Origin of the sequence: Streptomyces axinellae, from assembly GCF_039532135.1 — a bacterium.
GTDB classification, from domain to species: domain Bacteria; phylum Actinomycetota; class Actinomycetes; order Streptomycetales; family Streptomycetaceae; genus Streptomyces; species Streptomyces axinellae.
This window is the reverse complement of the sequence record NZ_BAAARJ010000009.1, coordinates 314,866-323,309: the sequence shown is the minus strand read 5'-3', so window position 1 is coordinate 323,309 and position 8,444 is coordinate 314,866. Positions and strand designations below refer to the sequence as shown.

The window sequence follows — 8,444 nt, the reverse complement described above, 5'->3', positions numbered from 1 at the left end:
GGCGGGCCCGGCGGCGGCGGGCGCGGCGGCGGGTGCCGCGGCGGCCCACGCCGCCGGCGGCTACGACCCCGCGGCCGAGACGAACGTCCTGCCGCAGACCCCCGGCCAGCAGGGCCCCGGCGGCCCCGGTGGCCAAGGTTCCGACCCCACGCAGGTCATGCCCCCCGTCCCGGGCGGACCGCCCCAGGGCGGACCGCAGCAGCCGGAGGGCCCGCACCCGTGGGAGAACCAGCTGCGGGCGGCACGCGATCGCAACGAGCAGACGCAGGTCCAGCCCGTTGACCCCAATCTCGACCCGCTGCGCCGCCGCCCCCAGCGCCGCCCGGCCCCCCAGCCGCCCCCGCCGCAGGCCCCCTATGGGCAGCAGTCCTACGGCCAGCAGCAGTACGGGCAGCCTCCGCAGTCACCGCAGCGCTACGAGCCACAGCCGCCGCCGTCCCGCCGCGAGGCCAGGCAGCAGCGGGAGCCGAGGCCCCCGCGCGAGCCCAGGCCGCCGCGCGAGCCGAGGCAGCGCAGCGCCAACCCGATGCACATCCCGGGGCTGGGCTGCCTCAAGGGTTGCCTGTTCATCATCGTGATACTCGTCGTGATCAGCGTCCTGGTCTGGAACTTCACGGACGCGCCGCGCTGGTGGGCCGAGGGGCAGAGCTTCTGGGAGGCGACCAAGGACGTCTTCGGGCAGATCGGGGACTTCATCGGGAACTTCAGCAACTGACCCGTGACGACAACTGACCAGTGACGAGAACTGGGCCATGGCGACAACTGGGCCATGACGGCGGCGACTTCGGGGATTTGTCGACTTCCGGTGGGGGATTTCCCCCACAGAAGTGACGGTTAACGGCATCCGGGGCTCCCAACCGGCGCCGCGCCGCGTAGTTTTGTCGGCATGGCACGGAAGATCGGCAGTCGCTACACCGCACACCAGATCCTGGGACGCGGCAGCGCCGGCACTGTGTGGCTCGGCGAAGGCCCCGAGGGGCCCGTCGCCGTCAAACTGCTGCGCGAGGACCTGGCCTCCGACCAGGATCTGGTCGAGCGCTTCGTCCAGGAGCGCAGCGCCCTGCTCTGCCTCGACCACCCCCGCGTCGTGGGCGTCCGCGACCTCGTCGTGGACGGCAACGACCTCGCGCTCGTCATGGACCTGGTGCGCGGCACCGACCTGCGCACCAGGCTGGAGCACGAGCGCCGGCTCGCCCCCCTGGCCGCCGCCGCCATCGCGGCCGACATCGCCGACGGGCTCGCGGCGGCGCACGCCGCCGGCATCGTGCACCGCGATGTGAAGCCGGAGAACGTCCTGCTGGACGCGCTGGCGCCCGAGGGCCCCGGCGGCGCGCCCCCCGCGCTGCTCACCGACTTCGGTGTGGCCAAGCTCATCGACTCCCCGAGCAGGACCCGCGCGACCTCGATCATCGGTACGCCCGACTACCTCGCCCCCGAGATCGTCGAGGGCCTGCCGCCGCGCGCCTCCGTGGACATCTACGCGCTGGCCACCGTGCTCTACGAACTGCTCGCCGGCTTCACCCCCTTCGGTGGTGGGCATCCTGGCGCCGTGCTGCGCCGCCATGTCACCGAGACGGTCGCGCCGCTGCCCGGCATCCCCGACGAGCTGTGGCAGCTCATCCACCAGTGCCTGGCCAAGGCGCCCGCCTCCCGGCTGCGCGCCGTCGAGGTGGCGGCCAGGCTGCGCGAGCTGCTGCCCGCACTCGAAGGGCTGCCGCCGCTCGACATCGACGAGCAGAGCGAGGAGCTGTACGAGGACGAGCCGCTCGCCGACTCGCACACCCCGCACGACCCGCATGCCCCGCACGGCACGAACACCCACGCCGTCCCCGCGCAGCGCGGCGGCGCGGTCCCGCTCGTGCACAGCGGCGCCGGGCCGGACGCGAACCGGGACACCCACACGAGCATGCGCGTACCCGGCGCGGACGAGCTGGCGGGCGGAGCGCACGGCACCGCGCGCACGCCCCGGGCCGTGGGGGAGGCGCGTGCCGGGTCGGCCCGGCATCGGGCCGCCGAGCGCCGCCGTCGGCTGAAGATGGGGGCCGCGGCGCTGCTGGCGGCCGTCGTCCTCGCTGTCGGTGGCTGGCTGGCCACGTCCGATGACGAGACGGGCTCGCTGCCGATGCCGTCCGCCGGATACTCCCCGCAGTAGCCGGCCGTCTCGCCGGGGCCGCCGCCGCGTGACGCCCAAGTGGGCTAGGGATGGGGTGGCGGCTTGCGGTTAGGGTGGGAGGCGTGGCAGTCGTCGATGTATCCGAAGAGCTGAAGTCCCTCTCCTCCACCATGGAGTCGATCGAGGCCGTCCTTGACCTGGGCAAGATGCGGTCCGACATCGCCGCGCTGGAGGAGCAGGCGGCGGCCCCGGACCTGTGGGACGACCTCGATCACGCGCAGAAGGTGACCAGCAAGCTGTCCTATCTCCAGGGCCAGCTGCGCAAGGTCGAGGAGCTGCGCGGCCGTATCGACGACATCGGGGTCCTCCTGGAGCTGGCCGAGAGCGAGGATGACGCGGACACGCGCTCCGAGGCCGAGGCCGAGCTGACATCGGTCCGCAAACTCGTGGACGAGCTGGAGGTGCGCACGCTGCTCTCGGGCGAGTACGACCCGCGCGAGGCGGTCGTCAGCGTCCGGGCCGAGGCCGGCGGGGTGGACGCCGCCGACTTCGCCGAGCAGCTGATGCGCATGTACCTGCGCTGGGCGGAGCGCCGCGGCTACCCCACGGAGGTCTTCGACACCTCCTACGCGGAGGAGGCGGGCATCAAGTCCGCGACCTTCACCGTGAAGGCCCCGTACGCCTACGGCACGCTCTCCGTCGAGCAGGGCACGCACCGGATGGTGCGCATTTCGCCGTTCGACAACCAGGGCCGCCGCCAGACCTCGTTCGCCGGGGTCGAGGTGCTGCCCGTGGTCGAGCAGGTCGATCACATCGACATTCCGGAGAACGAGCTGCGGATCGACGTCTTCCGCTCCTCCGGCCCGGGCGGCCAGTCGGTGAACACGACCGACTCGGCGGTCCGGATGACGCACCTGCCGACCGGCATCGTCGTCTCCTGTCAGAACGAGAAGTCCCAGATCCAGAACCGCGCCGCCGCCATGCGCGTGATGCAGTCCCGGCTGCTGGCCTACCGCCGTCAGGAGGAGCAGGCCAAGATGGACGCCCTCAAGGGCGATGGCGGCAACTCCTGGGGCAGCCAGATGCGTTCGTATGTGCTGCACCCTTACCAGATGGTCAAGGACCTGCGTACGGAGCACGAGGTCGGCAACCCGCAAGGCGTACTCGACGGCGACATCGACGGCTTCTTGGAGGCCGGTATCCGGTGGCGCAAGCAGCAGGAGCAGACGCAGGACTGACGCGGGATCAGGCGCGGCAGCGGATGCGGGACCGGCATCGGGACCGACGCGGGACCGCATGAGATCGACGCGGGATCGACACCCGCGGCTCCGCTCCAGCCGCCACTGCGCGTGAACTCACAGTGCTGACCGGACATTTCGCCCCGTCTTCGCTTGACGGGCGTGTGAAAGCTGGGGAAAGCTGTTCGCTCGGCATACCTGTGCCGGGGGCGCACGTACGGGGCGGAGAATCGCCCCGGTGAGGACAAACGGCGGCAGCCCGGGGTGATGAAGAGTTCACCTCGAAGGAAAGCCCGGTGCGGTCGCGCCCCGTGCACGGCTGCCCCATCGACGAGTACAGCTACTGGGGGTAGTTGGAAAATGAGCAAATCGAAGACCCGGGTGCGGGTTGCGCGGATAGCCGCGGCGGCGGTATTCGCCGCCGGGGCATCGCTCACCGCCGCCGGCGCCGCGCAGGCCGCGGGCCTGGGTGAGACCGACACCAAGAGCGACGTCTCCACCAAGGGGGCGAGCGACGGCGGTGGCTTCCTCGGCGGAATCATCGGCGGCGACGACGGCGGCTCCGACGGAGGCTCCGACGGCGGTTCCGACGACGGCGGAGTCAGCGGCACCGTCACCATCGGCGGCGAGGACAACGGCGGCGGCGACGACGGCGGTGCGGCCGACAACGGTGGCAATGGCAACGGTGGGAACGGCGGCGACGCCGGGAACAACGGTGGCAACGGTCACGGTGGCAATGGCAACGGTGGGAACGGCGGCGACGCCGGGAACAACGGCGGCAACGGTCACGGTGGCAATGGCAACGGTGGGAACGGCGGCGACGCCGGGAACAACGGCGGCAACGGCCACGGTGGCAACGGCAACGGCGGCAACGGCGGCAACGGCGGCAATGGTGGAAACGGCGGCAACGGCGGGAACGGCGGTGGCGGCGAAGAGCCGGCAACCATCGGCGGTTCCGGCGGTGGCGACGACACCTGCGAGCTGAACGACTCCAGCGTGAACTGCGAGGGTGGCACCAACCCGGACAGTGCGGGCAGCCAGCCCGTCAAGGAGACCAAGCCGCAGCAGAAGGACGAACTGGCCGAGACCGGTTCGGGCGAGACCACCTTCCTGCTGGTCGGCGCGGCGACGATGATCGCCGGTGGCGTCGGATTCCGCCTGATGCCGCGCCTCGCCTCGCGCCGTACCCCGGCCGCGTAAGCACAAAGGCGCGTAACCGCACATCGTGCCTTGGCGCGATGGGCGCGCGAGAGTCACAAAAGCGCCGGGTCCGGTGGGAGTGAGACCACCGGACCCGGCGCCATGTGTTGTCCGCTCTTCCGCTGATCCGCAGCTTCGCCGCTACGGCCCGGCGCTCTCCGCGCTACGGGCGTCGCGCCTGCCGGTGCCGGGGTCTTGCCAGTGCTCGGCCGGGCGGGTGCCGATGCTCAAGTGCCGTGGCCGGGCCGGGATCAGGCCGTGGCCACCCGCTGGGCCAGCAGTGCCACGGTGATCAGGGTGATCAGTAGCGCGATCAGTGCTGTCGGTGAGAGAGCCGCGAACGGGCCCTCCCGCTGCATTCGCGCACGGTGCGCGCGGCATACCGCGCAGCGGCCCTCGCTCACGGGCCCCGCGCAGTTGGCACACACCAGTCGGTCGCATGTCATGCGAGAACCTCCTCAGTCGCGCCAACGCCACCCGTGAGTCATTCGTTCCCCAGGGGTGCTGCTCCCCACTCTGCCAGGTGAGGGACCGTCCCGCAGAAACAGCCAGGTAGAGGGGGTGCGGGCGTGCGCCAGGGGCGCGGACGCGCACGCCAGGTGCCTGGTTTATACGCAAAAGCGCTGTGCATAAAACCACCGACACCGGACCAACGGCGGAGCCCGACTGCGCGCCACACGCCGATTCGCGTAGGGTCGCCACACCGCTCCCCCAGCTCCCGCTGGGAGGCACCCCAGGGGGCCGCACCGCGGCTTCCGTTGCCCCTACCCAGGTCGACGTGGTGTATCCGTGATCCGATTCGACAGCGTCTCCAAGTCCTACCCCAAGCAGAACCGTCCCGCGCTCCGCGACGTCTCGCTGGAGGTCGAGCGGGGTGAGTTCGTCTTCCTGGTGGGCTCCTCCGGCTCCGGCAAGTCCACCTTTCTGCGGCTGATCCTCCGCGAGGAGCGTGCCAGCCATGGTCAGGTGCACGTCCTGGGGAAGGACCTGGCCCGCCTGTCCAACTGGAAGGTGCCGCAGATGCGGCGCCAGCTCGGCACCGTCTTCCAGGACTTCCGGCTGCTGGGCAACAAGACCGTCGGTGAGAACGTGGCGTTCGCGCTGGAGGTCATCGGCAAGTCGCGGGGCCAGATCCGCAAGACCGTGCCCGAGGTCCTCGACCTCGTGGGCCTCGGCGGCAAGGAGAGCCGGATGCCCGGCGAACTCTCCGGTGGTGAGCAGCAGCGCGTGGCGATCGCCCGCGCGTTCGCCAACCGCCCCATGCTGCTGATCGCCGACGAGCCGACGGGCAACCTCGACCCGCAGACGTCCGTGGGCATCATGAAGCTGCTCGACCGCATCAACCGCACCGGGACCACGGTCGTGATGGCCACCCACGACCAGCAGATCGTCGACCAGATGCGCAAGCGCGTCATCGAACTGGAGCTGGGCCGCCTCGTGCGCGACCAGTCGCGCGGCGTCTACGGCTACCAGCACTAGCCGGACCGAGCCGGACCGAGCCGGTCCACGCCGGTCCTCCGCCCCGGTGGCGGCCCCGTACGGCCACGCCGAGCGCGGCGGTCGGCCCACCCCTTGTGCAGCTTGTGCAGAGCAGAAAGGACGCCATGCGCGCCCAGTTCGTCCTGTCGGAGATCGGCGTCGGTCTCCGTCGTAATCTCACGATGACTTTCGCGGTGATCGTCTCGGTCGCCCTGTCGCTCGCGCTGGCGGGCGGCTCGCTGCTCGCGCGCGAGCAGGTGAGCACCATGAAGGGGTTCTGGTACGACAAGGTCCAGGTCTCCATCTACCTGTGCAACAAGAACGACGCCGCCTCGGACCCCAACTGCGCCAAGGGCGCCGTGACCGAGCAGCAGAAGCAGGAGATCAAGGGCGACCTGAGCAAGCTCGGCGTGGTCGACAAGGTCTACTACGAGTCCTCGGACCAGGCGTACAAGCACTACAAGGAGCAGTTCAAGGACTCCCCGCTGGCCGACTCGCTGACGCCGGACCAGATGCAGGAGTCCTATCGGGTCAAGCTCAAGGACCCGACCAAGTACCAAGTGCTCCAGACCGCGTTCTCCGGCAGACAGGGCGTACAGGAGGTGCAGGACCAGCGCAGCTTGCTGGAGAACCTCTTCAACCTGCTGAACGGCATGAACATCGCGGCGCTGTGTGTGATGGCGCTGATGCTGGTGGTCGCGCTGCTGCTGATCGTCAACACCGTGCGGGTGTCGGCGTTCAGCAGGCGCAGGGAGACCGGCATCATGCGGCTGGTGGGCGCCTCCAGCTTCTACATCCAGATGCCGTTCATCCTGGAGGCCGCCATCGCCGGTCTGATCGGCGCCGGGTTCGCGTGCGTACTCCTCGTCGGCGGCAAGTACTTCCTGATCAACAACTGGCTCCAGGAGAAGATCGTTCTGATCAACTTCATCGGCTGGGACGCGGTGATCAAGGTGCTGCCGTTCATCATCGCCGTCGGCGTGCTGATGCCCGCCGTCGCCGCCTTCTTCACCCTGCGCAAGTACCTGAAGGTGTGACACAGGACGCTGAATCCGAACCCCCAACAGCCCGTACGGCGCCGCCTGCTGCCTTACACTCCGGGGCATGCCGGGCTCGTGGTTCACCGATACGCGCCCGCGCCGACGGCGGCGCGGGGCAGCCCTGACATTGATCTTCGTCGGCGCGCTGGCGACCGGTGCCGCCACCGGGGCCTTCGGCGGCGAGCCGGCCGGGCAGGGGGCCGCGCCTCCGGGCCCGCCGGGCGGCCGTACGGTGCGCGACGCGCTGAGCGGTGCCCCGCCCGGCGCCGACGGCAAGGGCGGCCCCGCACCCCACGACGGACGCCGGGCGGGTGCCGGAGCGGCCGACTCCGCTGAAGCGCTGGTCAGCCGCAGCGGCGACCGCTGGTCCGCCGCGTACTCGGCGCGGGAGTACGAGGGCCTCAGACGGGCGCTCGACGGCTCCTACGTCGGCGTCGGCGTCTCCGTACGACAGGCCGCAGCCGGGGCGGGCCATGGCCGGGGGCCGGCCGTCGAGGTGGACAAGGTCCAGCCCGGCAGCCCCGCGGCGCGCGCCGGGATCCGGCCCGGCGACCGGCTGCGCTCGGTGGACGGGATGCGGACCACCGGCATGCCGGTGACCGACGTCGTCGCCCTGCTGCGCGGCTCCGGCCTCCCCACCGCCTCCGGCTCCGCTTCCGCCGGGTCCGGCCGGGACGCGGGCACCGCCGCCGAGCCGGGCACCCGCGTACGGCTCCACCTGACCCGCGCCGGACAAGGCCGGCACGTCACGCTGCGGCGCGTGCGGCTCGACACCGAGACCGTGAGCATCGACCGGCTCGGCGCCGGGGCGACCCGGATCAAGGTCAGCTCCTTCACCAAGGGGTCGGGCGAAAGGGTGCGCGAGGCGGTGCGCGAGAAGGTCCCCCCGGACTCGGGGATACTCCTGGACCTGCGCGGCAACTCCGGCGGCCTGGTGCGCGAGGCCGTCACGGCGGCCTCGGCCTTCCTCGACGGCGGGCTCGTCGCCACGTACGACGACAACGGCACGCAGCGGGCCCTGTACGCGGGGCACGGCGGCGGGGATGCGGTGCGGCCCGTCGTCGTCCTGGTGGACGGCGGCACCATGAGTGCGGCGGAGCTGCTCGCCGGCGCGCTCCAGGACCGGTCACGCGCCGTGATCGTCGGCTCCCGCACCTTCGGCAAGGGCTCCGTACAGGTGCCCAGGCCACAGGACGACGGCTCGGTCGCCGAGCTGACCGTCGGTCACTACACCACTCCATCGGGCCGTGACCTGGAGGGCGAGGGCCTCACCCCCGACCTCGCGGTGCGCTCGACGGCGGAGGCGACGGAGCGGGCCAGGAAAGTATTGAGTGGCCTCGGGGCCCGGTCCTAGTGGGAGAATGACCAGGCTAT

The 8,444-nt window shown here is 71.1% G+C and carries 7 protein-coding genes and 1 pseudogene; 7 read left to right on the top strand and 1 reads right to left on the bottom strand.

Annotated features, from left to right (window positions below; genetic code table 11):
• The 4 genes and pseudogenes from ABD339_RS16370 to ABD339_RS16355 all read left to right on the top strand — a co-directional run.
• Nucleotides 1–715 (top strand): annotated as a pseudogene (locus ABD339_RS16370) (serine/threonine protein kinase); the annotation flags it as partial.
• A 171-nt stretch (nt 716–886) separates the two neighbouring features.
• Entirely contained in the window at nt 887–2,152 is a 1,266-nt protein-coding gene (locus ABD339_RS16365; RefSeq protein ID WP_344566636.1) for a serine/threonine-protein kinase, read from the top strand.
• 83 nt (nt 2,153–2,235) lie between these two features.
• Nucleotides 2,236–3,351, top strand: a complete 1,116-nt coding sequence (gene prfB / locus ABD339_RS16360) for a peptide chain release factor 2 (RefSeq protein WP_344566635.1) — start codon at nt 2,236–2,238, stop codon at nt 3,349–3,351.
• A 360-nt stretch (nt 3,352–3,711) separates the two neighbouring features.
• Nucleotides 3,712–4,551, top strand: coding sequence for a collagen-like protein (locus ABD339_RS16355; protein WP_344566633.1), 840 nt, complete (start codon nt 3,712–3,714; stop codon nt 4,549–4,551).
• A gap of 251 nt (nt 4,552–4,802) precedes the next feature.
• Here ABD339_RS16355 and ABD339_RS16350 read toward each other — a convergent pair whose 3' ends face one another.
• Nucleotides 4,803–4,997, bottom strand: coding sequence for a hypothetical protein (locus ABD339_RS16350; protein ID WP_344566631.1), 195 nt, complete (start codon nt 4,995–4,997; stop codon nt 4,803–4,805).
• A 343-nt stretch (nt 4,998–5,340) separates the two neighbouring features.
• On the opposite strand from ABD339_RS16350, the gene ftsE reads away from it, so the two are divergent.
• The 3 genes from ftsE (at nt 5,341) to ABD339_RS16335 (ending at nt 8,424) form a co-directional block, all read left to right on the top strand.
• Entirely contained in the window at nt 5,341–6,030 is a 690-nt protein-coding gene (gene ftsE / locus ABD339_RS16345; RefSeq protein ID WP_344566629.1) for a cell division ATP-binding protein FtsE, read from the top strand.
• Nucleotides 6,031–6,155: 125 nt separating this feature from the next.
• Nucleotides 6,156–7,067: a permease-like cell division protein FtsX gene (gene ftsX / locus ABD339_RS16340; protein WP_344566627.1), complete on the top strand. Its 912-nt coding sequence runs from the start codon at nt 6,156–6,158 to the stop codon at nt 7,065–7,067.
• Between the two features lie 67 nt (nt 7,068–7,134).
• On the top strand, nt 7,135–8,424 hold the full coding sequence (locus ABD339_RS16335) for a S41 family peptidase (protein WP_344566625.1): 1,290 nt from the start codon (nt 7,135–7,137) through the stop codon (nt 8,422–8,424).
• The last annotated feature ends 20 nt before the right edge of the window (nt 8,425–8,444 follow it).